At 74.2% G+C, this 26,165-nt stretch carries 5 protein-coding genes (1 of these 5 running past the window's edge); all 5 read left to right on the top strand.

Annotation, left to right across the window (positions count from 1 at the left end):
* Tightly spaced (each overlapping or abutting the next), the 5 genes in view from FJK98_RS11870 to FJK98_RS11850 form a layout consistent with a single transcriptional unit that may run on beyond the window.
* Positions 1 to 11,221 carry the 3' portion of a non-ribosomal peptide synthetase gene (locus tag FJK98_RS11870; protein WP_168222430.1) on the top strand. Its footprint begins 2,279 nt before the window's first position, so 11,221 of the gene's 13,500 nt are visible here — the last part of the coding sequence; its start codon lies off the left edge, out of view; its stop codon occupies positions 11,219 to 11,221.
* The gene (locus FJK98_RS11865; protein WP_145919075.1) at positions 11,218 to 15,267 is read left to right on the top strand and encodes a non-ribosomal peptide synthetase; all 4,050 of its coding nucleotides are present in this window, start codon (positions 11,218 to 11,220) and stop codon (positions 15,265 to 15,267) included. Before FJK98_RS11870 ends, FJK98_RS11865 begins: the two co-directional genes overlap by 4 nt.
* The gene (locus tag FJK98_RS11860; protein ID WP_145919074.1) at positions 15,267 to 24,443 is read left to right on the top strand and encodes a non-ribosomal peptide synthetase; all 9,177 of its coding nucleotides are present in this window, start codon (positions 15,267 to 15,269) and stop codon (positions 24,441 to 24,443) included. Before FJK98_RS11865 ends, FJK98_RS11860 begins: the two co-directional genes overlap by 1 nt.
* Positions 24,440 to 25,507, top strand: coding sequence for a GSCFA domain-containing protein (locus FJK98_RS11855; protein WP_145919073.1), 1,068 nt, complete (start codon positions 24,440 to 24,442; stop codon positions 25,505 to 25,507). The genes FJK98_RS11860 and FJK98_RS11855 overlap by 4 nt, the downstream gene beginning before the upstream one ends.
* Positions 25,470 to 26,165, top strand: coding sequence for a hypothetical protein (locus FJK98_RS11850; protein ID WP_194820794.1), 696 nt, complete (start codon positions 25,470 to 25,472; stop codon positions 26,163 to 26,165). The genes FJK98_RS11855 and FJK98_RS11850 overlap by 38 nt, the downstream gene beginning before the upstream one ends.

Raw genomic sequence — 26,165 nt, 5'->3', positions numbered from 1 at the left:
CGAGACGACCGTGCACGTGACCTACCGGCCGTTGACCCCGGCCGACGCCGAACGCGCGGGCGTGAGCCCGATCGGGCGGCCCCTGGGGGACCTGCGCCTCTACGTGCTCGACGGGCGGGGTGAACCGGTGCCACCCGGGGTCGTCGGTGAACTGCACGTCGGCGGTGCCGGGGTCGCCCGCGGCTACCTCAACCGTCCCGCCCTGACCGCGCAACGCTTCCGGCCCGACCCGTTCGTGGCCGGGGACCGGCTCTACGTCACCGGTGACCTCGTCCGCCACCGCCCCGACGGCAGCCTCGAATACGTGGGCCGCAACGACTCGCAGGTGCAGATCCGGGGCTACCGCGTCGAGCTGGGCGAAATCGAGGCCCGCCTGGCCGCCTGCCCGGGCGTCCGCGACGCGGTCGTGACGGTCACGACCGACACCACGGGGGAGCCGCGACTGGTCGGCTACTTCACCGCGTCGGTGCGTCGGCTGACCGCCGAGGCGCTGCGCACCCGACTGGCCGCCGTCCTGCCGGAGCACATGGTGCCCGCCGCGTACGTGCGGGTCGCCGAGTGGCCGCTCACCCCCAACGGCAAACTCGACCACCGGGCGCTGCCCACCCCGGACGGGTCGGCCTTCGCCGCCCCCGACTACACCGCACCGGTCGGCGCGGTGGAGCAGACGCTCGCGGCCATCTGGGCGCAGGTGCTCGGCGTCGAACGGGTCGGCCGGCACGACAACTTCTTCGCGTTGGGCGGGCACTCGCTGCTGGCCCTGCGGGTGCTGGAGCGGATGCGCCGGCAGGGCCTCACGGCGGACGTCCGCACCTTCTTCGGGGCACCGGTCCTGGCCGACCTGGCCGCCGCGGTCGGTGCCGACGCGGACCGGGCCGACGAGACCGGGCAGCCCATCCCGGCCGGCTGCGAACGGATCACTCCGGACCTGCTGCCGCTGGTCCGGCTCAGCCAGCCGGAGATCGACACGGTCGTCGCCACGGTCGCCGGCGGGGCCCCGAACGTGCAGGACATCTACCCGCTGGCCCCGGTGCAGGAGGGGATGCTCTTCCACCACCTGATGGCCCGCGACCGTGACCCCTACCTGGTCACCACCGTCCTGCGCTTCGCCGACCGGCACCGGCTGGACCGCTACCGCAGCGCGCTGGAGTCGGTGATCGCCCGGCACGACGTGCTGCGTACCGGGGTGGTGTGGCACGGGATCACCGAGCCGGTGCAGGTGGTGTGGCGGCGGGCCGCCCTGCCGGTGGAGGAGGTCCCGCTCGACCCGGCGGGCGACGACCCGCTGCGGCAGCTCCGCGAGCACGTCGACCAGCGGTACGGTCGGCTCCCCCTCGACCGGGCGCCCCTGCTGCGGCTGCTGGTCGCCCGCGACCCCCGCGACGGCGGGTGGCTGGCCGTGGAGCTGATCCACCACATCATCGACGACAACACCTCACTCAAACAGCTCCGGGCCGAGGTCCACGCGTACCTCGCCGGCGCGGGCGACCGGCTGCCCCGGCCGCTGCCCTTCCGCGACTTCGTCGCCCGGATCCGCCACGACACCGACCGGGCCGGGCAGGAGACGTTCTTCCGCCGGATGCTCTCCGACGTCGACAGCCCGACCGTGCCCTTCGGCCTGCGCGACATCCACGGCGACGGGCACAGCATGCGCGACGCCCGGGTACGGCTCGGCACGGCGCTGACCCGGCGACTGCGGCACCGGGCCCAGACCCTCCAGGTCGGGGTGACCAGCCTCTTCCACGTCGCCTGGGGGCAGGTGCTGGCCCGGGCCAGCGGCCGGCCCGACGTCGTGTTCGGCACCGTGCTCTCCGGCCGCCTCGACGGCGGCGCGGGCAACGACCGGATCCTCGGGCCGTTCCTCAACACGCTCCCTCTGCGGATCACCCTCGACCACACCGGCGCCGCGGACTGCGTGCGGCGCACCCACGAGACGCTGACCGGGTTGATCCGCTACGAGCACGCGTCGCTGGCGTCGGCGCAGTCGTGCAGCGCGGTGGCACCCCCGGCGCCCCTGTTCACCGCCCTGCTCAACTACCGCCACGCCGAGGTGCTCGCCGAGTCGGACCTTCCCACGCCGGCCCCCGACGCCGACGACCTGACCTACCTGACCGCGCAGGAACGCGGCAACTACCCGCTCGCCCTGGACGTCGACGACCTGGGTGACGACGTCGTGCTGACCGTCGCCGCCGCGACCGGGGTGACGCCCGAGCGGGTCTGCGCGATGGTCGAGCGGGCGTTGCACACGCTGGCCGACGCGCTGGAGCGGACCCCGGACGCCACGGTGGCCGGGCTGGACGTGCTGCCGCCCGGCGAACGACGCCGGCTGGTGGAGGAGGGCAACGACGCCACGGTGGCGTACCCGCCGGGGCGCTGCGTGCACCATCTCGTCGAGGCCCAGGCGGCCCGCGACCCGGACGCGGTGGCCCTCGTCCTCGACGACGAGCGGCTCAGCTACGGCGAGTTGAACGGCCGGGCCAACCGGCTGGCCCACCACCTGCGCGCCCGGGGCGTCGGCCCGGACCGGCTGGTGGCGATCTGCGTCGAACGGTCACCGGACTCGGTGGTGGCACTGCTGGCGGTCCTCAAGGCAGGGGGCGCCTACCTTCCGCTCGACCCGGCGTACCCGGTCGACCGGCTCGCCGCCATGCTGCGTGACAGCACGCCGGTGGCGGCGCTGACCCACGGCCCCGCCCGCGAGCGGCTGCACGCCGCGCTGACCGGAATCGACACCCCGGTGGTCGACCTGGACCTCGACGCGACGGCGTGGGCGCGGGGGCCGGCGTCCGATCCGGTCGTCGACGGGCTGGCCGACCACCACCTGGCGTACGTGATCTACACCTCCGGCACCGCCGGCACCGCCAACGGGGTGCTGGTCGAGCACCGGCAGCTGATGGCCGTCGCCGCCGCCTGGGAGCACCTGTTCGACCTGCGTCCGGGTCTGGTGCACCTGCAGATGGCGAGTTTCTCGTTCGACGTCTTCACCGCCGACGTGGTGCGGGCGCTCGGTTTCGGCGGGCGGTTGGTGCTCTGCCCGCGTCCGCTGCTGCTGGACAGCGCCGGCCTGGACGCCCTGCTGCGCCGGCACGACGTGGACTTCGCCGACTTCGTGCCGGCGGTGCTCATCCCGCTGCTGGCCCACCTGGGGTCGACCGGGGGGAGCCTCGCCGGGCTGGAGACGGTGGTCTGCGGCTCGGACGCCTGGACCGCCGCCAACGCCGCCCAGCTACGCGCCGTGTGCGGCCCCCGGGTGCGCATCGTCAACGCGTACGGCGTCACCGAGGCGGCCGTCGACAGCACCTGCTACGTGCTCCCGACCGACGGCCTCGACGAGGCGACCTGCCTGCCGATCGGCCGGCCGCTGCCCAACGTGCGGGTCTACCTGCTCGACGCCGAGGGTGAGCCGGTCCCCGACGGGGTGGTGGGTGAGATCCACATCGGCGGGGCGGGCGTGGCCCGTGGCTACCTGAACCGGCCGGAGCTGACCGCCCGACGTTTCCACGCCAGCGCGTTCGTGCCGGGTGAACGGCTCTACCGCAGCGGTGACCTGGGGCGTCGCCTGCCGGACGGGAACCTGGAGTTCCTCGGCCGTGACGACTTCCAGGTGAAGATCCGGGGCTTCCGCGTCGAGTTGGGTGAGGTCGAGGCCCGGTTGGCGGCCGTCGAGGGGGTGCGGGAGGCGGTCGTCGTGGCGCGCCCGGACGCCGGCGGCCACCAGCGGCTCGTCGCGTACGTGCTGGCCGGGTCGTCGGTGCCGGACGCCGCCCGGTTACGTGACCGGCTCGCCGGTGAACTGCCCGACCACATGGTGCCCGCGGCGTACGTGCGGCTGGCCGCGTGGCCGCTGACCCCCAACGGCAAGCTCGACCGGGCGGCGCTGCCGGCACCGGACGGGGAGGCGTTCGGGCAGCGGGGGCACGTCGAGCCGGTCGGCCTGCTGGAGAGCATGGTCGCCGGCCTGTGGGCCGAGGTGCTGGGGCTGGAGCGGGTCGGCCGGCACGACGACTTCTTCGCCCTGGGCGGCCACTCGCTGCTGGCCATGCGGCTGGTGGCCAGGATCCGGCAGGTGCTGGGGCGGGAGGTGTCACCGGCGGCGCTGTTCGCGGCGCCGACCCTCGGTGCCTTCGTCGCCCGGCTGACCCCGGACGGCCGCGACGTGCTGCCGCCGATCCACCCGGCCGACCGCAGCGCCCCGCTGGAGCTGTCCTTCGCGCAGCAACGGTTGTGGTTCCTGGAGCGGCTCGGCGGGCTCGGCCACACCTACCACATGCCGCTGGCCCTGGAGCTGGCCGGCTGGCTCGACCGGGACGCGTTGCGGGCCGCCCTGGACGCCCTGGTGGCCCGGCACGAGGCGCTGCGTACCCGGTTCGTGCCCGCCGGGGCCGAGGTCCACCAGCACATCGACCCGCCCGGCACCGGGTTCACCCTGCACACCCATGACCTCACCGGAGCACCCGACGCCGGCACCGCCCTGGCCCGCCTCCAGGACGAGGAGTTCACCGCCCCGTTCGATCTGACCACCGGTCCCCTGATCCGGGGCCGCCTGGTCACCCTCGCCCCGGACCGGCACGTCCTGCTCGTCACGATGCACCACGTGGTCTCCGACGGCTGGTCCGTCGGCGTCCTGATCCGCGATCTGGGGGCGCTCTACGCCGCCCGTCACGACGGTCGTCCCGACCCGCTGCCACCCCTGCCCATCCAGTACGCCGACTACGCCACCTGGCAACACCAATGGCTCACCGACGACACCCTCAAACACCAAGAAAACTACTGGCGCACCACCCTCACCAACACCCCCACCCTCCTACCCCTACCCACCGACCGACCCCGACCACCCGAACAAGACCACCACGGCAACCACCTACCCATCACCATCGACACCGACCTCACCACCGCACTCAAAACCCTCACCACCCGCCACGGCAGCACCCTCTACATGACCCTCCTCACCGCCTGGACCATCGTCCTGTCCCGCCTCACCGGACACCACGACCTCACCATCGGCACCCCCACCGCCAACCGCCGCCGCACCGAACTCGAAAACCTCATCGGCTTCTTCGTCAACACCCTCCCCCTCCGCATCACCCTCATCAACAACCCCACCACCACCCAACTCCTGCACCACATCCGCAACCTCACCCTCACCACCCTCGACCACCAAGACCTCCCCTTCGAACACATCGTCGAACTCACCAACCCCACCCGAAACCTCGCCCACACCCCCCTGTTCCAAGTCATGTTCGCCTGGCAGAACACCGACGACGGCGAGTTGACCCTCCCGGGTGTGCGGGTCACCGCCCTGCCGCCGCCCCACACCACCGCCAAGTTCGACCTCACCCTCGCCCTGGCCGAACACGACGGACGGATCACCGGCAGCCTCGAATACGCCACCGCCCTGTTCGACGCGACGACGGCCGAGCGGCACATCCGCTATTTGCGGCACGTCCTCAGCCAACTCGTCACCCACCCCGACCAGCCGATCGACCAGCTGAGCCTGCTCGACGAACGGGAGCGCGCACAGGCGCTGCGCCAGGCGGTGCCGTCCCCGGTGGAGTTGGGCGTCGTCGCCCGCGTCGCCCGGCGGGTCGCGGCGACCCCCGACGCGGTCGCGGTCACCTTCGAGGACACCTCGCTCACCTACCGCGACCTCGACACCCACGCCAACCGACTCGCCCACCACCTGCGCGGCCACGGCGTCGGACCCGACACCCTCGTCGCCGTCTGCCTGCGCAGGTCACCGGAGCTGATCGTCGCGGTGCTGGCCGTCGCCCGGGCCGGCGGCGCATACCTTCCCCTGGACCCGGCGCACCCCACCGACCGCCTCGGTCACCTGCTGGCCGACGGCGCACCGGTCGCCGTGCTCACCCACACCGCCACCCACGCCACCCTCGACGGCCTGACCACCACCCCACTGATCAACCTCGACACCACCGACCTCACCGGACACCCCACCACCGCCCCCGACCCCGGCACCCGCCCCGACCACCTCGCCTACGTCATCCACACCTCCGGCTCCACCGGCCGCCCCAAGGGCGTGGCGCAGACCTGGCGGTGCCTGGACAACCTGATCGACTGGCAGCTGCGCTACGCCGCACCCGGCAGCCCGGTGCCCCAGCGGGTGCTCCAGTTCGCCTCGATCGGCTTCGACGTCTCCGCCCAGGAGATCTGGAGCACCCTGGGTCAGGGCGGCACGCTGGTGCTGATCGGCGAGGACCACGCCCGCGACCTCGGCCAGCTGCGGCACGTCCTCGCCGGGCAGGGGGTGCGGCGGGCGTTCCTGCCGGCGGCCGTGCTGCACCAGATGGCCGGCCTCACCACGGGCGACGCCCCGCTGGCCGAAGGCTGCGAGATCGTCACCGCCGGCGAGGCGCTGCGGGTCAACGACGACGTCCGGGCCCTGGTGACCGGGCTGGGCGGCCGGTACCTCTACAACCAGTACGGCCCCACGGAAACCCACGTGGTCAGCCAGCACGCCCTGGCCACCGCGGCGGCGGCCGACTGGCCGGCGCTGCCACCGATCGGCCGGCCGATCGCCAACGCCCTCCTCTACGTGCTCGACGACAGGTGCGAACCGGTGCCGCCGGGCGTGCTCGGCGAGCTGTACATCGGCGGTGCCGGCCTGGCCCGGGGCTACCTCAACCAGCCGGCGGCGACCGCGGCCCGGTTCCTGCCCGACCCGTTCGCCGGGGCGGGCCAGCGGATGTACCGCAGCGGCGACCTGGCCCGCCGTCGCAGCGACGGGACCATCGAGTTCGCCGGGCGCGTCGACGACCAGGTCAAGGTCCGTGGTTTCCGGGTCGAGCCCGGTGAGGTGGAAAGCGCCCTGCGGCACGTCGAGGGGGTCCGCGAAGCTGCGGTCCTGCTGCGCGAGGACACTCCGGGCGACCCGCACCTGGTCGGCTACCTGGTCGGTGACGTCACCGCCGAGGCGGCCCGCGACCAGCTGCGGCGTCGGCTGCCCGAACACCTGGTGCCGACCCGCTGGGTGGTGCTGGACCGGCTGCCGCTGACCGCCAACGGCAAACTGGACCGGCGGGCCCTGCGCGCGCCCGAGCAGGCCGACGTCGCCACCACCTACGTGGCGCCCCGCGACGAGCGGGAAGCCCGGATGGCCGCCATCTGGGCCGAGGTGCTGCGCCGCGACCGGGTCGGCGCACACGACGACTTCTTCGCCCTCGGCGGGCACTCGCTGCTGGCGACCCGGCTCGTCCACGCAATCAACGAACGGATGTCGGCGCGGCTGTCGCTGCGGACCCTGTTCCGCAAACCGGTCCTGGCGGACCTGGCGGCCGAGCTGGCCGGGCCCGACGCCCCCACCGTCGACGTCTTCCCACCGCTCGTCGCCGACCCGGCCGGCCGGCACGAGCCGTTCCCGCTCACCGACATCCAGGAGGCGTACTGGGTGGGCCGCGGCTCCACCCTCGAACTCGGCGGCGTCGGCGCGCACGGCTACAGCGAGCTGCGGCTACGTGACTTCGACGAGGACCGCTTCACCCGGGCGCTGCACCGGCTGATCGACCGCCACGACATGCTCCGCGCGGTCTTCCACGACGGCGTCCAGCAGGTCCTGGCGGACGTGCCGCCGTACGTCATGGCCCGGCAGGACCTGCGCGGCCTCGACGCCCACACCGCCCGTCAGCGGCTCGACGAAACCCGGCAGCGGATGTCCCACCAGGTGCTCGACGCCGGGCGCTGGCCGCTGTTCGCGTTCGCGGTGACGCTGCTCGACGACGAGACCCGGCTGCACGTCAGCATCGACGCGCTGATCCTCGACGCGGCCAGCGGCCAGATCCTGGAACACGAACTGGCGTTGCTCTACGCGGACCCGGACGTCGACCTGCCCCCGCTCGCGGTGACGTTCCGCGACTACGTCCTGGCCGAACGGGCCCTGCGGGACACGCCGCGCTACCAGCGGGCGCTCGACTACTGGCGGCAGCGGGTCGCCACCCTGCCGCCCGCACCGCAGCTACCGCTGCGACGGCAGCCCGACAGCGTCGGACAGCCCCGGTTCACCCGCTACGACGAGGTGGTGCCGGCAGCGCGGTGGCGTCGGCTGAAGGAGACCGCCGGCCGGCACGGAGTCACCCCGTCGGTGCTGCTGGTGACCGCGTTCGCCCAGGTGCTGGCCCGGTGGAGCCGCCGGTCACGGTTCACGCTGAGCCTGCCGCTGTTCAACCGGCTGCCGCTGCACCCGGGCATCAACACGGTGATCGGCGACTTCACCTCCCTGGTGCTGCTGGAGGTCGACGTGACGCCCGGAGTCGACTTCGTCACCCGGGCCCGCACCGTGCAGGAGCAGCTCTGGCAGGACATCGACCACGCGGCGGCGAGCGGCGTCCGGGTCAACCGGGAACTCGCCCGCGCCCGGGGCACCCGCCACGCGGCCCTGCCGGTCGTGTTCAACAGCACGCTGGCCGAGGCGGCCCCCGACGTCGGCGACAGCGGCCTCGCGGCGGCGCTCGGCGGCGAGGTCGTCCACGGCATCACCCAGACCCCGCAGGTGTGGATCGACCACACGGTCGTGGAGGCCGGTGGGCGGCTGCACCTCAACTGGGACAGCATCGACGAACTGTTCCCCGCCGGCCTGGTCGCCGAGATGTTCGCCGCGTACCGGGCGCTGCTCGGGCGGCTGGAGATCCCGGAAGCCTGGCACACCACGGTGGACGGACCGCTTGCCCCGCCGGTGCCGGCGGCCCCGCCGACCGGCCGGGCCCTCCTGCACGAACTGGTCGACCGGCAGGCGGCGGCGACCCCCACCGCGCCCGCGGTGCTCGCCGTGGACCGGCAACTCGACTACACCAGCGTGCAGGGCGAGGCACGGCGGTTGGCCGGACGGCTCCAGGACCGGGGCGTGCGCCCCGGCCAGCTCGTCGCGGTGCTGCTCGACCGGGGCTGGAAGCAGGTCGTCGCCACCCTCGCGGTCCTGTACGCCGGCGGCGCGTACCTGCCGCTGGACCCGGAGTGGCCCACCGAGCGGACGGCCCGGGTGCTCCAGCGGGCCGGGGCGGAGCTGGTCCTGGTGGAATCGGCCCGGGTGCCCCTGCCCGGGGGCACCCAGCGGCTGGTGGTGGACGCGACCACCCTCGGCGCGGGCGGGCCACCGGTGCGGCCGGTGGACCTGGCGGAGACCGACCTCGCGTACGTGATCTACACGTCCGGGTCGACCGGCGTCCCGAAGGGGGTGGCGATCGACCACCGCGGCGCGGTCAACACCCTCCTCGACGTCACCGCACGGTTCGCCGTCGGGCCGACCGACCGGGTCCTGGCCGTCAGCGCGCTCAGCTTCGACCTGTCGGTCTTCGACATCTTCGGCACGCTCGCGGCCGGCGCGGCGGTCGTGACGCTCGACCCGGAGCTGGCCCGCGATCCGGCTCACTGGGCGGATCGTGCCCGCACCCACCGGGTCAGCGTGTGGAACTCGGTGCCGGCGCTGGCCGGCCTGCTGCTCGACCACGCCGACGCCGGCCACCCGCTGCCCACGTCGCTGCGGCTGGCCATGCTCTCCGGTGACTGGATACCGCTCGCCCTGCCCGACCGGCTGCGCGCGGCGCTGCCCGGGATCCGGGTGGAGAGCCTCGGCGGGGCCACCGAGGCGTCGATCTGGTCCATCCACCACCCGGTCGGGGAGGTCGACCCGGCGTGGCGCAGCATCCCGTACGGCCGGGCGCTGGCCCACCAGGGGGTGCACGTGCTCGACGAGGCGCTGCGGCCCCGCCCCACCTGGGCCACAGGTGACCTCTACATCAGCGGCGTCGGACTGGCGCAGGGCTACTGGCGGGACGCCGAGGCCACCGCGGCGGGTTTCGTCGTGCACCCGGTCACCGGCGTCCGGCTCTACCGCACCGGAGACCTGGGCCGGCTGCGTCCCGACGGCACGATCGAGTTCCTCGGCCGGGAGGACGGCCAGGTCAAGGTGCACGGCTACCGCATCGAGCTGGGCGAGATCGAGACGGCGTTGCAGGCGCACCCGACGGTACGTGCCGCCGCGCTGCGGCTGCTGGGCGAGGCGCAGGGCACCAAACGGCTCGCCGCGTACGTGGTGCCCGACGGCACCGCGCCCGACCCGGCCGTACTCGTCGCCCACCTGGAGCGGGCGCTGCCGGCGTACATGGTGCCGTCGTCGATCACCGTCCTGGACGCGTTGCCGCTGTCGGCCAACGGCAAGGTCGACCGCAGCCTGCTCCCTGACCCGGCGCCGACGGCGGACGCGGCCGTCGCCGCACCGGCGCTCACCGGTGCCGCCGAACACCGGCTGGTGGAGATCGTCGCCGGGATCCTCGGCCTGCCCGTCATCGCGCCCGACGCCAACCTGCTGATGCTCGGCGCCACCTCCATCGACATCGTGCGGATCGCCAACGCCCTCTCCGGCGAGCTGGGTTTCCGACCCAGGCTGGCCCGGCTGATGGGCCAACCGACCCTCGGCGACCTGCTGCGGATGTTCCGGGAGCACACCGCCGGACAGGCCGTCGCCGCGCCCACCCGGCAGGCCGCCACGGTGGTCGAGGACCCGGTGGCCCGCGCCGCGTTCACCGCAGCCGGCCGGGGTCACCGCGACGTCCCGCCCGGCACCCCGGCGGTCGCGCTGGCCGCACCGGCCGACCCGGCCTACGACCGGCGCTACACCGACCACCGCTCGGTGCGCCGCTTCACCGCCGACCCGCTGCCGGCCGGGGCGCTCGGCCGGCTCCTGGCCACCCTCACCCGACGCACCGTCGACGGCCGGGCGGTGTTCCAGTACGGCTCGGCCGGCAGCACCTACGCCGTGCAGACGTACGTGCTGGTCAAGGCGGGACGCATCGACGGGGTGCCGGGCGGAGCGTACTACCACGACCCCACCGAGCACCGGCTGCTGGCGCTCGGCCGGGACCGCACGCTGAGCCCCGACGCCTTCGACTACTTCGTCAACCGGCCGGTCTTCGAGGCCGCCGCGTTCGCGCTGTTCCTGGTGGCGCAGGAGGCGGCCATCGAGCCGCTGTACCAGGAGCAGAGCGGAAGGTTCACCGCCATCGAGGCGGGCGCCATGGCGCAACTGCTGACGATGGCCGCCCCCGAGCACGGTCTGGGCCTGTGCGGCATCGGTGCGCTGGACCCGACCGAGCTGGCCGCCCTGTTCGACCTCGGCCCCGCACACCGGCTGGTCTACACGCTGGTCGGCGGCGGACGACCGGCAGCGGACACCACCGGGCCCGCCACCGCCGACACGATCACGGTGGAACTGTGAACGCCGTCGACCTGCTCGCGACGCTGCACCGGCACGCGGTGGGGCTGCGGGTCGACGGCGACCGCCTGCGCCTCACCGGCTCCCGGGAGATCCTCACCCCCGACCTGCTGGCTCAGGTCAAGCGGCACAAACAGGAGCTGCTCGCGATCCTGGCCGGCCCGGCGACCGACACCATCGACCCCCGGCCGCACCCCGGGATGCCGGTGCCGGTCGCGTTCGCCCAACGGCAGCTCTGGTTCCTCGACCAGCTCGCCCCGGGCAACCCGTTCTACAACAACCCGATCGCCTTCGACCTCACCGGCCCGCTGGACACCGCGGCGCTGACCCGCGCCCTGACCGAGGTGGTGCGCCGGCACGAGGCGCTGCGCACCGTCTTCACGCTCGTCGACGGGGAACCCTGCCAGGTGGTGCGGCCGGCCGGGCCGGTCACCCTGCCGGTCACGGACCTCACCGCGCTGCCCGGCCCGCAGCGCTCCCGTCACGCCGACGAGGCCACCGTGGTCGAGGCGCGGACCCCGTTCGACCTGGCGGCCGGTCCGCTGCTGCGCAGCAGCCTGCTCCGGTTGGCCCCCGAGGAGCACCGCTGGCTGCTCACCGTGCACCACATGGTGGCCGACGGCTGGTCCGTCGGCATCCTGCTCGGTGAACTCGCCACGCTCTACGGCGCGTACACGCGGGGCGGGACCGGCGCGCTGACCGAACTGCCCGTGCAGTACCCGGACTACGTGCTCTGGCAGCGCCGGCAGCTCGACGGTGGTGAACGGGACCGTCAGCTCGGCTACTGGACGCGGACGCTGGCCGGCGCGCCCGCGCTGCTGGCCCTGCCGACCGACCGGCCCCGCCCGGCGGTGCAGCGCTACCGGGGCGACTGCCACGCCACGACGGTGGACGCGGCGGTGCTGCACGGCCTGCGGGAGGTGGGGCGGGCGGGCGACGCGACGCTGTTCATGACGCTCATGGCCGCCCTGTCGGTGCTGCTGTGGCGCTACAGCGGGCAGGACGACGTGTGTGTCGGCACCCCGTTCGCCAACCGCAACCACCGGGACGTGGAGGGCCTGATCGGCCACTTCGTCAACACGGTGGTGATCCGCAACCGGCTGGACCCGGGGCAGTCCTTCGCGGCGCTGCTGGCCGACGTCCGCCGGCACGCACTCGACGCGTACGCCCATCCCGACCTGCCGTTCGAGCAGCTCGTGGACGCGCTCAACCCGCAGCGCGACAGCAGCTACTCGCCGCTGTTCCAGGTGATGCTGGTGCTGCAGAACATCCCCCGCGGCCAACTGGAGCTGCCGGGGCTGGCGCTGCGGCCCCTGTCGAGCAGCACCGGCGCGGCGAAGTTCGACCTGTCGGTCGAGGTGATGGAGCACCCGGACGCGTTACACGTCGTCGTCGAGTACGACACCGACCTCTTCGACGCGACGACGATCGCCCGGCTGACCGGCCACTTCGTCCACCTGCTCGGCCAGGTGGCGGCGGACCCGGCCACGCCGGTCGGCGCGCTGCGGCTGCCCGGCCCCGACGAGCGGCACCGCCTGCTGGTGGAGTGGAACGACACCGGGCGAGCGCCCACCCGGCCGGCGGACGTGGTGGCGCGGATCGCGGCGCGGGCGCGGCAGCACCCCGACCGGCCCGCCGTGGTCGACGAGGACGAACGGATCAACTACGCCACGCTGGAACGCCGGGCCAACCGGGTGGCGCACGCCCTGATCGCCCGGGGCGTGCGCGGCGACCAGGTGGTCGGACTGCGGGCGCGCCGCTCGGCCGGGCTGATCGTCGCCATCCTGGGCGTGCTCAAGGCCGGTGCCGCGTACGTGCCGCTGGACCCGGCGCTGCCGGCGCAGCGGCTCGCCGGCATGGTCGCCGACGCCGCCCCGGCGCTGGTGCTCGGCGACGACGACCTGGCCGCCGTCGAGGCCGAGGGACGCCACGACACGCCCCCCGACGTCGCGGTGCACCCCGCCGCCCTGGCCTACGTCATCTACACGTCCGGCTCGACCGGCCGGCCCAAGGGCGTCGCCGTCGCGCACGGCGGCATCACGAACCTGCTCGACGACTGGGTGTCGCGGTTCGGTGCCGTCCCGGGGGCGTCGGCGGCCCTGTGGTCGAGCGTCGGCTTCGACGTCTCCGTGCAGGAGATCTTCCTGCCGCTGACCACCGGTGGCACCCTGCACCTCGTACCCGAACCGCTGCGTGGTGACCCGACGGCCCTGATGGGGTGGCTGCGCGAGCACCGCGTCGTGCAGGCGTACCTGCCGCCGGCGTTCGTCCGGTGGCTCGACGAGGACCCGGTGACCCGGCTGGCCGGGTCGACGCTGCGCCACCTGCTGGTCGGGGTGGAACCGCTGCCGGAGCGGGGCCTGCACCGCATCCAGCAGGCCCGGCCCGGGCTGCGGGTCCTCAACGGGTACGGGCCGACCGAGACCACCGTCTACAGCACCGCCTACCTCGACCCGCAGCCGTGGGCCCGGCAGTGCCCGATCGGCCGGCCGGTGGCCAACACCCGCGTCTACCTGCTCGACGAGCGACTGGAGCCGGTGCCGGTCGGGGTCACCGGCGAGATCCACATCGGTGGCGTCGGGGTCGCCCGGGGCTATCTGGGCCGGCCGGGGGCGACCGCCGAACGGTTCGTTCCCGACCCGTTCGTTGCCGGCGAACGGGTCTACCGCACCGGCGACCTGGGCCGTTTCCTGCCCGACGGCAACATCGAGTACCTCGGCCGGCGCGACGGCCAGGTCAAGATCCGGGGTTTCCGCATCGAGCTGGGCGAGGTCGAGACCGCGCTGCTGGACCGGCCGGACGTACGCGAGGCGGCGGTGCTGGTCGACTCCGACACCGGCGAACCGAGGCTGGTCGCCGCAGTCGTCCGGGACGCGGCGGCCCCGCTGCTGGTCAGCGAGTGGCGTGAGGAGCTGTCGCAGCGGCTGCCCGGCTACATGATCCCGTCGCTGTTCGTGGAGCTGCCGCGGCTACCGCTTTCGGTCAACGGCAAACTCGACCGGGCCGAGGTGCTGCGGCGGGCCCGGGCCGACGCGCCCTGGCAGGTCAACCTGGCCAGCCCCCGCGACCAGATCGAACTGACCCTCTACCAGATCTGGAAGCGTCTGCTGCTGCACCCGGACATCGGCATCAACGACCGGTTCTTCGACGTGGGCGGCACCTCGATCTCGGCGATCAAACTGGCGCACGCGATCGGCGAGGCGTTCGGCGAACCGCTGCCGGTGCACGAGATCATGCTGCACCCCACGATCGAGGCGCTCGGCGGCCGGCTGCGGCGCGGCGCGGCGGGCCGGCCACCGAGCAACCTCATCGAGTTCCGGGCCGGCGACGGCGGCGGGCAGGTCATCTGCGTGCACCCGGCCGGTGGCACCGCGTTCTGCTACCTGGCGCTGGCCAAGGCACTGCCGGAGTCCCTGGGCGTGCACGGCGTCCAGTCCCCGGGGGTCAACCCGGGTGAGGAGTTCCTGCCCACGGTCGGGGCGATGGCCGAGGCGTACCTGCGGCAGGTCGCGCACCTGCTGGACGGGCCGGTGGTGCTCACCGGGCTGTCCTACGGCGGTCTGGTCGCCTACGAGATGGGACGCCGGCTGGCACTGGCCGGGCACGACCGGCTCAGCGTGGTCCTGCTCGACACGCTCGGCACGGACGACCCGGCCCACCGTGGCGCGATCGAACCGGTGGACATGGCCGAGTTCCGCGACAAGCTCGTCAAGTTCAACGGGATGTACCCGGGCATCGACGACGAGCAGATCGACCAGTACCACCGCATCTACAACCACAACCGGTCGACCATGCGCGACTACCCGACGCCGGCGTCACCGGCCCGGCTGGTGCTGTTGCAGGCCACCGCCGGCCGCGAGGAGGGCTTCCTGCGGGAGGTACGCGCCTTCTGGCGTCGCCGCAACGCCACCGACTTCCTGCTGACGCAGGTGCACTGCGACCACTGGGACATCCTGGAGGGTGCGGTGGTGCCGCAGGTCGCGGCGCTGCTGTGCGGCGAGGTGGACCGGATCCCGCACGCCGGCACGCCGGCCCCCGGGGAGGTGTGATGGCCCACGGAGGTCTCGCCGCCGCAGTGCTCGCCCAGGCCCGTCGTACCCCCGACGCGGTCGCCGTGGTCGACGGCGACCGACGGCTGCGCTACACCGACCTGGACGCCGCCAGCGCCAGGGTGGCCCGCTCCCTGCACCGGGCCGGGGTCCGCCCCGGGCAGGCGGTCGCGGTGCACCTGCCGCGTGGCTGGCAACTGGTCGGCGTCATGCTCGGCATCCTGCGGCTCGGCGCGACCGTGGTGCCACTGGACCGGCAGAGTCCACCCGCACGCCGGGACCACATGCTGCGCGACTCGGCCGCCGTGGCCGTGGTCCACGGCCCGGACGCGCCCGGCGACCTTCCCGACGGCATCCGGCCGCTGCCGGTGTGGACGCTGCTGTCCACCGACACCCCACCCGACGCGCCCGGGGAGCCGCTGCCCGCGCCGGTCGCGTTCGTCTTCTACACCTCCGGCACCACCGGCCGACCCAAGGGCGTGGAGGTGCGCGACGCGGGCATCCTGCGGCTGGCCCGGCCCGGCTACCTCGATCTGCCCTCGGCGGCCCGCTACGCGAGCCTGGCCAACCCGGCGTTCGACGCGCTCAGCTTCGAGGTGTGGGTGCCGCTGCTGACCGGCGGCTGCTGCGTCGTCCTCGACGACGAGACGGCGACGACACCGCACCTGCTCGACGCCGCACTGCGCCGGGAACGCATCGACACGCTCTTCATCACGGTGGCGTTGTTCAACGCGGTCGTCGACGAACTGCCGCACTGCTTCGCCGGGGTCGGTCAGGTGCTGGTCGGCGGCGAGCAGCTCAACGCCCGGCTGATCGGCCGCTGGTACCGCGACAACCCCACCAGCCGCACCCGGCTGCACAACGTCTACGGACCCACCGAGGCGACCACGTTCGCCCTGTGCCACCCCGTGCCGCGTGACTTCGACGCGCAGGTGGTGCCGATCGGCCGGGTGCTGCCGGGCACCGACGCGCACCTGGTCGTCGACGGCGTCCGGGTCGCCGCCCCCGGGGAGGTCGCCGAGTTGTACCTCGGCGGCGAGGCGCTGGCGGCCGGCTACCGCGACCTGCCCACGGAGACCGCCGCCCGTTTCGTCCGGCTGCCCTGGCTCGACGGCGGCGTCGGCCGCCACTACCGCACCGGGGACCTGGTGCGCGCCGACCCCGCCGGTCTGATCGAGTACGTCGGTCGGGTCGACCGGCAGGTCAAGGTCCGGGGCTTCCGGGTCGAACCCGGTGAGGTGGAACGGCAGATCCTCACCCACCCGGGAGTCCGGCAGGCGTACGTGTGCACCCGACGGGACCCGGCCCACGGCACCAACGAACTGCTGGCGTACGTGGTGACCGACGCCGATCTGTCGTTCGCGCAGTTCGACCGGCACCTGAGCGCGACCCTGCCGCCGTACCTGCGCCCGCACCGGGTGTACCGCGTCGGGGCACTGCCACTGACCCCCAACGGCAAGGTCGACTCCGCTGCGCTGCTGCGCCGCGACGACCCGCCCTGGCGCGACGACGACCCCACCGGCACGCCCGTCACAGCATGGCAGCGGACCGTCCTCGATCTGGCCGGCGAGGTGCTCGGCGTGCCGGACCTGCGACCCGACGACAGGTGGATCGCCAGCGGTGGCGACTCGCTGAAGGCGCTGCGGCTACGCTTCGCGATCCAGCGTCGCTGGGGCCGCGAGGTGCCACCGGCGGCGGTGCTGGACGGCGATCTCGCCGCGTTGGCCGCAGCGGTCGCCACCGCCGGCACCACCACCGGCTCGCCGTACCCGGCGCCACCCGCCCCGGCCGGTGCCCGTACCGCGCCGGCCACCTCCGAACAGCAGCGGCTCTGGCTGTTGCAGCAACGGTCACCGTCCTCCACCGCCTACCACGTGGGGCTCGCCTTCGAGCTGCGCGGCCCGGTCGACGTCGACGCGCTGCGCCGGGCGCTACGCCGGGTGGTGGCACGGCACCCGGCGCTACGGACCGCGTTCCGGGCCACCCCGCAGGGGCTGCGCCAGGAGGTCGCCGAACCCTACGACCCGTGGCGCGAACCCGACGACGCCGACCCGGCCGGCTGGCGGGAACAGGCACGAACCCTGTTCGCCGTCCCCTTCGACCTCGGTCAGCCGCGCCTGCTGCGGGCGTACCGGCTGACCCACGACGACGGCTCGGTACTGCTGCTGCACCTGCACCACATCGCGGTCGACGGCTGGTCGCTCGACATGCTGTTCCGTGACCTGTCCGCCGCCTACGCGGCGGCGCTGGACGGCACGACCGTCGAGGAGGACGAGGCGGTCGCCACCCCGCTGGACTACGCCCGGTGGCAGGCCGACTGGTTCACCCACCCCACCTACCGGGCCCATCGCGACGCCCTGCGCGACCACTACGCCACAGTGGACGAGACCGACGCACCGCTGCGGCCCGGCCGGCAGCGCGGCGACGGCGGGGACCACCTGCTGCGGACCACCATCAACGCGGCCGACCGCACCGCCCTCGACCGGCTCGGCGACGAACTGGGGCTGACCCGCTTCCCGCTGCTGCTGACCCTCTTCGGGTGGGCCGTGCACGGAATCACCGGACGCACCCACCCGCGCGTCGCCAGCCCGGTGGCCAACCGACCCGTACCCGACTTCGACGCCAGCGTCGGCATGTTCGCCAACACCGTGCTGCTGCCCCTGGCCCTGGCACCCCGGGAGGAGCTGCGGGCGCAGCTACGACGGCAGGCCCAGGCGATCCGCCCGGTGCTCGACGCCCAGGACGTGGCCCTCGCGCACGCCGTCGCCGACCACGACTTCGGCACCGACACGCCCCTGTTCGACTTCCTCTTCGTCCTGGACAACACCGACTTCTCCACACTGGCGCTGCGCGGCTGCACGTCGCGTCCGGTGTGGCTGGCCCCCACCGACGCCAAGTGCCCGCTCACCCTCTCCGTCGTGGCCCACGACGGCGGCTTCGACTGCCTCTGGGAGTACGCCGACGACCACTTCACCGAAGCCGACGTCGCCGCCGCCGCCGACCTGTTCCGGCGTGGCCTGGACGCGCTGACCGGCACCGGCACGCACACCCTCGCCGAGCTGGTACGCCCCTACCGGCGGGCGCTGCCCGACCCGGGCCGGGGCGTACGTACCCCCCTGGACCTGCCCACGGTGGCGGAGAGCTTCGCCCGGCGGGTGCGGGCGCAGCCGGCCGCGACCGCGCTGGTCGCCGGTGACCGCCGGCTCAGCTACGCCGACCTCGACGGGTACGCCGCCGGCCTCGCCGCCGAGCTGACCCGACGGCATCCGGTGCCGGCCGACGGCCGGCACCACGTCGCCCTGTTCTTCGAACCGTCGGTGGAGCACGTGGTGGCGCTGCTGGCGGCGGCCCGGCTGAACCTCACGGTCGTGCCGCTCGACCGGGCCTACCCGCCGACGCTGCTGCGTCAGGTGTTGAGCCAGGTCCGTCCCCGCTGTGTGCTGCTGGCACCCGGTGACGGGCCCGCGCTCGACGCGATCGACGACGTCGGTCACCCCCGCCACCCGGTGGTCCTGTCCACCGCGACCGAACCCGTCGCCCCGTCGTACGCCGGCCGGCCGCTGTACACCCTGTTCACCTCCGGTTCGACCGGCACTCCCAAGGGGGTCCAGGTCAGCGACGCCCTGCTGGTGAACCTGCTGCGCTGGCAGGGCGGGGCCGGCGGGCTGGCGGACGCGGCGGTGACCCTGCAGTTCTCCATGCTCTCCTTCGACGTCTCCTTCCAGGAGATCTTCGGCACCCTCTGCGGCGGCGGCACCCTGCACCTGCCCCGGTCCGGGTGGCGGCAGGACATGCCGGCGCTGCTGGAGCACCTCGACACCGCCGGCATCGAACGGCTCTTCCTGCCGTACGTCGCCCTGCAACTCCTGGCCGAGCACGGCGTACGCCTCGGGCGGTTTCCGTCGCGGCTACGCGACGTCGTCACCGCCGGCGAACAACTGATCTGCACCGACAGCATCCGCCGCTGGTTCGCCGGGCTGCCCGACGCCCGCCTGTTCAACCACTACGGCCCCACCGAGACCCACGTGGTCAGCGGCCTGTGCCTCGACGGCGACCCGGCGACCTGGCCGGCCCGCCCAGCCATCGGCCGGCCGGTCACCAACACCTGGCTGCGGGTGGTGGACCCGGCCGACGAGGTGGTGCCGCCGGACTGCCCCGGGCAACTGCTGATCGGCGGGGACCTGGTGGCCCCCTGCTATTTGGACGACCCGGCGCTGGACCGGGCCCGCTTCGTCGAGCTGCCCGGCCTCGGCTGGTTCTTCCGCAGCGGCGACCGGGCCCGCTTCGACCACGACGGCCTGCTGCACTACCTGGGCCGCGACGACCAGCAGGTGAAGGTCAGCGGGCACCGGCTGGAGCTGGGTCAGGTCGAGGCGGCGCTGCTCACCCATCCGGCGGTGGTCAACGCCGTGGTCGTCCGCGACCGGTCCCGGCTGGTGGCCTGCCTGCAGGTGCGGGCCGACCCGCCGACCACTGAGGATCTGACCGGTCATCTCGCGGCGCTGCTGCCCGCCTACGTGCGGGTGGACCGGTTCCGGTGGCTGCCGGAGTTGCCGCGTACCGCCAGCGGCAAGCTGGACCGCCGCCGGGCGTTGACCGCGCCGGGCCGGGAGCTGCAGCCGGGACGCGCCGCGCCGGCGGTGGCCGTGTCGGCCCTGGAGGCGCGGCTGGCCGGGCTCTTCGTGGAGGTCGTCGGGGCACCGATCGCACCCGACCAGCGCTTCTTCGACGCCGGGGCGGGCAGCCTGGACCTGATGCGTTTCCACCTGCGGGGCGTCGCCGAGGGGCTGCCGCTGACCATCCCCGCCCTCTTCGAGCACGTCACCATCCGCCGTCTCGCCCGGTTCCTCACCGCGCAGCAGGGGGTCACCGGGTCGACCCGACCGGGGACCGACCATCCGGCCCGGGACACGGCCGGGCAGGACACGGCCGGACCAGAGACGGCCGGCCGGGACGAATCCGCCGGGGGTCCGCCGGACGAGCCGGTCGCCGTGGTCGGCATGGCCGTGCGGTTGCCCGGCGCCGACGACCTCGCCGCGTTCTGGGCGATGGTGGAGGCCGGCGACCGAGGCATCGTCCACTTCGACGCCGCCGAGGGCCTGGTCGGTGCCCGCAGCCAACTGGCCGGGCTGCTCGGTTTCGACCCCGGACACTTCGGCATCAGCCGCCACGAGGCGCGGCTGATGGACCCGCAGCAACGGCACCTGCTGATGAGCTGTGTCGAGGCGTTGGCGCACGCCGGCATCGCCGATCCCGCGCGGCAGCGGGTCGGGCTGCTCGCCAGCTGCGGCGAGAACACCTACTTCCAGACGATGCTGCGCGAGGCCGACCCGGCACGGCTGCCCGATCCCTTCCAGTGGGCGCTGCACCACGAGAAGGACTTCCTCGCCACCAAGGTCGCCTACCACCTGCGCCTGACCGGGCCGGCGTTCACCGTGCAGGCGGCCTGCGCCAGCTCCCTGGTCGCGGTCCACCTCGCCGCCGGGCTGCTGCGGCAGGGCGACAGCGACGTGATGCTGGTCGGCGGGGTGCTGGTGGACCCGCTGCTGACCGCCGGCTACCGCTACCAGCCGCAGCACATCTTCTCCCCCGACGGGCACTGCCGGCCGTTCAGCGACGACGCCGCCGGCACCGTCGGCGCGAGCGGGGTGGGGGTGGTCGTCCTCAAACCGCTGCGGCTGGCCCGGCGCGACGGCGACACCGTCTACGCGGTGATCACCGGCTCGGCCGTCAACAACGACGGCGCGGACAAACTCGGCTTCACCGCCCCGTCGGTCGCCGGGCAGCGTGAGGTGATCCGTACCGCGCTTCGTCGCAGTGGACACGCGAGCGGCGACGTGGGCTACGTGGAGGCGCACGGCACCGGCACGGAACTGGGCGACCCGGTCGAGGTGGCGGCGCTGCGTCAGGCGTACGACCTGGCCGAGCCGGGGCGTACCGCGCTGACCTCGGTGAAGAGCCAACTCGGCCACCTCGGCGCGGCGGCCGGCGTGGTCGGCCTGGTACGTGCCGTCCTGGCCGTGCACCACGGGCGGATCCCCCCGAACGTCGACTTCCGCCGCCTCAATCCCCGGCTGGGCCCCGATCCGGCCCCGTTCTACGTTCCCGCGAAGGCCCGCCCCTGGCCGGTCGACCGGCCGAGGGTGGCGGCGGTGAGCAGCTTCGGCATCGGCGGCACCAACGCCCACCTCGTCTGCGAGGCACCGGCCGGCGCCCACCCGGCGACGCCACCCGGTGCCGGGGTGCCGGTGGTGGTGCTCGGCAGCGGCAGCGCCGCCGCCCTGCGTACCGACGCCGACCGCCTCGCCGACTACCTGACCGCCCGACCCGAGACGTATCCCCGGGTGCGACGTCACCTGCAGGCCGGGCGGGCGGCGGGCCGCTGGCGGGCCGCCGCCGTCTGCGCCGACGTGACCGCCGCCGTGGCCTGGCTGCGCACCGTGACCGCCGTCGAGGTCACCCCCGTCGAGGCGGCACCCGTCGAGGTCACCGGGGCGTCGCCGGCCGACCTCGTGGCCGCGTGGCTGGCCGGCCGGCCGGTCCGCTGGCCGGCCGGACCGGCCCAGCCGCCCTGGGACCTTCCGCCGCCGGCGTTCGCGCTCCGGGACCACGATTTCGCCCGCGCCGCCGCGCCGACACCGCCCACCGCCCCGACCCGACCGACCGGCACGTCGTCGTCCCGGGACACGACGGTCGACCAGGGGTGGCCGGCGCGGCTACCCGAGACCGGGTGGTTGCACCAGCCGCACTGGGTGCGCTGGCGGCACGCCGGGACCACACCCGCCGGTCGCCGCCCGGAGACGCTCGTGATCATGGCGGCGGAGCCACCACCGCCGGCCGCGCTGCGCGCCTTCGCGGCGTCCCACGCCCGGGTGGTCACCGTCACCGCCGCCACCGGCTTCGCCCGCCTCGGACCCGACAGCTACCAGGTTGATCCCGCCGATCCCGACTCGCTACGCCGGCTGCTCACCATCCTGACCGACGCCACCGCACCGGACGCGGCGCGCACCGGTGTGCAGTGGCTGCACACGCTGCCGCTGGCCGTCGACGGGCAGGTCGACGCGGACACCCTGGACCACGCGTACCGGGCCTGCGTGGACACCCCGGCGGCGCTGCTGGCCGCTGCCGCCGGCCTGCCCCACCGGCCCCGGCTGCGGGCCTGGTGGCTGTCCCGGCAGGCCCAACCCGTGTCCGGCGACGTACGCCGGCCGGAGCTGACCCTGCTCGCCGGGGTGTGCGCGGTCGCACCGCAGGAGAGCGACGTCGACAGCCACTGGGTGGACCTGCCCGCCGCCGATCCGGCCGACTGGGCGCCGGCACTCGCGGCCCTGCTCACCGACGGGACCCCGCCACCGGCGCGACTGGCGCTGCGGGACGGCTACTGGTGGGAGCAGGCACTGCTGCCGGTCCACCCGGCGACCGGGCCGGCGGCACCGGCGTTGCCGTCCGGTCCGGCCACCTACCTGATCCTCGGCGGCACCGGCGGCATCGGACGCAGCATCGCCTCCTGGCTGCTGGAGCAGCAGGATGACAGCCGGGTCGTCCTGCTGGCACGACACGGGCCGGTACCTGCCGACCTGACGCCGTGGGCCGACCGCGTCGACCTCGTCGAGGTGGACCTGGCCGAAGCCGACCCCGACGACCTGGTGACCCGGCTCGGCACCCGACGTCTCGACGGCGTGGTCCACGCCGCCGGAGTCGCGGCCGGCGCGCTGATCAGCCGGCGGGACCCGACCGCGATGCGACGGGCGACCGCCGCCCGGACCCACGGCGCGCTGCTCGTGGAACGGCTCGTCGCGCGGCACCGGCCGGCGTTCGTCGTCTACTGCTCGTCGATGGCGGTGCAGCTCGGTGGGGTCGGCCAACTCGACTACGCCGCCAGCAACGCGCTGCTGGACGGCTTCGCCCGGCACCGCACCGACCCGACCGACAGTACCCTGCGGATCTGCCTCGACTGGGACGTCTGGACCGAGGTGGGCCTGGCCACCGACGCGCTGCCCACCGACGCCCGGCACCGGGCACACCTGGCGGTCGGCCTCCACGTGGACGAGGCGCTGCGGATCGTCGCGCAGGCCCTGCGGCTGCGACTGCCGCAGCTGCTCGTCTGCACCACCGCCCTGGACCGGGCACCCCAGTTCTACGCGCCACCGGCCGACGCACCGGCGGCGACGCCCGTCGCACCGCCCCTCTCGGCCGGCGACGAGATCAGCGACTGGCTACGCGACCGGCTCGGCACCGACCGGCTCGACCCGGCCGCGTCCCTCTACGACCTGGGTGCCGACTCGCTCCTGCTGCTCGACCTGATCGACGAGGTCAAGGGACACTTCGGGGTCAGCCTCAGCCTGTCCCAGCTCAGCCACCGGGTGAGCCTGACCGAGGTGCTGGACCTGCTCGGCGACCCCGCCCACACCACCGAAGCCGCCGTGACGGTGCAACTCTGGCAGCCGGGCCGGGGACGGTCGGTGCTCTGCCTGGTCCATCCGGTCGGCGGCGACGTGCAGGCCTACCGGTCACTGGTGTCGGCGCTCGACCCGGACCTCACCGTCTGCGTCATCGCCGATCCCGCGCTGACCCACCCCGGACAACCGGCCTGGTCGTTGACCGAGCGGGCCGCGCGGTACCACGCCGCGCTGCGCGAACGCTTCCCCCGCGACCGGTGGCGCTGGCAGCTGGGCGGGTGGTCGTTCGGGGCGTGGGTGGCCCTCGGCATGGCCGCCGAGGCCGAGGTGGCCGGCCAGCCCGCCGACCAGCTCCACCTGATCGACCCGCCACCACCGGACGCCGCCCCCACCTTCCGGGCGTACGACGAGCAGCACCTCGCCACGCTCTTCGCCCACGAACTGGGGGCCGCCGACGCCGACACGGCGGCGACAACGTACGCGGACGCGCTGGCGCGCTGCTGCCGCGCCAACCTGGCCAGCATGGCGCAGCACACCCCGCCCCGGCTGACCCGCACACCCGCCCGGCTCTGGCTCGCCGGCCGGCCGACGCCCGACCTGCCGGCACCGGCCACCCCGCAGGAGCAGGCCCGACAGTGGCACGCCCACCTGCCCACGCTCGGGTGGCACGTCGTGGACACCACCCACCACGGCATCGTCACGGCAGCACACGTCCGGCCGGTGGCCGAGGCCATCGGCGGCGCGCACCCGTCCACCGACCTGACGGGAGCACCATGAACCCGTACGGCGCGCTGCCCGCCCGGTCGTTCTGGCGGTCCGCCGTCGCCGAACCGGACATGCTGGCCATCGACGAGGTGTGGACACCGAAGTTCGACATCGCCCAGGACGATCCGGTCCTCACCGCCGGCTCGTGCTTCGCCCGCCACCTCGGTCCCGCCCTGCGCGACGAGGGGATGAACTGGGGTGAGGCCGAGCTGCCGCCGCCGGGGCTGACCACGGCCGAACGCCGGGCCCGCCACTACGGGGCGTACTCCTTCCGCACCGGCACCGTCTACACCGCCGCCGCCCTGCGGCAGTGGCTGAGCTGGGCGCTGACCGACGACACCGGGCCCGACGAGGTCTGGCGCGACGGTGACCGCTACTTCGACCCGTACCGTCCGTCGGTCGAACCCGACGGCTACGAATCGGCGGAGGCGACCCTGACCGCCCGCCGGTCGACCCTGGCCGCGATCCGGCGGACGGTCGCCGGGGCGGGTTGTCTCATCTTCACCCTCGGCCTGACCGAGGCCTGGCGCGACGTGGCCACCGGCACCGTCTACCCGGTCTGCCCGGGCACCGTCCGGGGCACCTTCGACGCCGGGCGGCACGCCTTCCACAACTTCACCGTGGCCGAGGTACACCGGGACCTCACCGCCACCGTCGCGTCGCTGCGCGCCGCCAACCCCCGGCTGACCGTCCTGCTGACCGTGTCGCCGGTGCCGCTCACCGCCACGGCGACCGGGGCGCACGTGCTGGCCGCCACCGGGTACTCCAAGTCCGTGCTGCGGGCCGCCGCGGGTCAGCTGGCCCAGGAGCACGACCACGTCGACTACTTCCCCTCGTACGAGCTGATCACCGGTTTCCCGTTCCGGGGGGTCTTCTTCGCGCCGAACCTGCGCACCGTGACGCCGGCAGGGGTCTCCTTCGTCATGCGTCACTTCTTCGCCGCCCTCACCCGCGACCGCAACCCGACCGGGCCGACCGGGATCGGTGCCACGGCACCGGACCGGCGCGCCGACGCCCCCGACGGAGGTGACCTGTTCTGTGACGACGCCGTCCTCGACCACTACCGCGCCGGCTAGGTTCCTGCTGCTCGGCGACTCGCACGCCGGCCCGATCGCCAGGGCGGCGACCGCCGCCGGGCTGCCGTTCGTCGGTGGGCCGGTCGGCTCCGGCCGGGACTTCACCGTCGGCTTCTTCGACGCCCACGACGACGACGTGGTGTTCCGGGACACCGCCGTGCAGGAACACCACCGCAGCTTCCTGACCGCGGCGGGCGTGCCCCGCCTCGGCCGGCTCGCCGTCCCGCTCGTCTCGACCTTCGGCCTCAGCATCCACTTCTACGCCACCACGGCGAACTGGCAGATCTACCGCACCGGCGACGGCGACTTCCCGGCCGGCTTCCTCACCGGCGGCCTCTTCGACGACATCGTGCGCGCCATGGCCCGCGACGCGCTCGCCTTCTACCGCCACGTCCGCGACCTCGGGTTGCGCGTCCTCGCGGTGCTGCCACCGCAGCGGGTGCCGGGGATGTCCGACCCGCAGGTCTTCGCGGCGGCCCAGGAGACGATCCGCCGCGCGCTGACCGGGCTGGGCGTGGAGATCGTGGACCTCCGCACACGGGTCACCGACGCCGCCGGCCGGCAACGCGCCGCGTTCTGCGAGCCGGACGACCCGATCCACGGCAATCTCGCCTTCGGCCGGCTGATCGTGGCCGATCTGCTGGCCCGTGGACTGTGA

The organism is Micromonospora sp. HM134, from assembly GCF_007833915.1.
Lineage (GTDB): Bacteria > Actinomycetota > Actinomycetes > Mycobacteriales > Micromonosporaceae > Micromonospora > Micromonospora wenchangensis.
The sequence above is the reverse complement of the archived record's forward strand: the minus strand, read 5'-3'. Positions and strand labels throughout refer to the sequence as shown.

What these genes read in the sequence shown, in the direction of transcription:
- FJK98_RS11860 (WP_145919074.1), top strand. Translation starts at nt 15,267, where the DNA reads ATGGCCCACGGAGGTCTCGCCGCCGCAGTGCTCGCCCAGGCCCGTCGT.
- FJK98_RS11855 (WP_145919073.1), top strand. Translation starts at nt 24,440, where the DNA reads ATGAACCCGTACGGCGCGCTGCCCGCCCGGTCGTTCTGGCGGTCCGCC.